Genomic DNA, 205 nt, shown 5'->3' with positions numbered 1-205 from the left:
CGATCCGCAGCCGTACCTGTTTATGCCAGCTCACGCTGTAGCCCAGAAAACTGCGACGCCAAGGGCGATCCACGGCACTCTTCGCCGCGTTCACCGTCAGGCGCAGGCGTGCTTTCAGGAAGTGGGTGATACTGGCCATGACCCGGTGGCCTGCTCGTCTGCTGCGAACGTAAATATTGCAGTCGTCCGCATAGCGGCAGAACCG

General features: G+C 61.0%; 1 pseudogene. It reads right to left on the bottom strand.

Annotation, left to right across the window (positions count from 1 at the left end):
• A pseudogene (locus EZI54_RS25235) lies at positions 1-205 on the bottom strand (group II intron reverse transcriptase/maturase); the annotation flags it as partial.

Source organism: Marinobacter halodurans (assembly GCF_004327985.1).
Classification (GTDB): Bacteria; Pseudomonadota; Gammaproteobacteria; order Pseudomonadales; family Oleiphilaceae; genus Marinobacter_A; species Marinobacter_A halodurans.
Note: the sequence above shows the minus strand (reverse complement) of the source record. Positions and strands in the feature narration are given on the sequence as shown.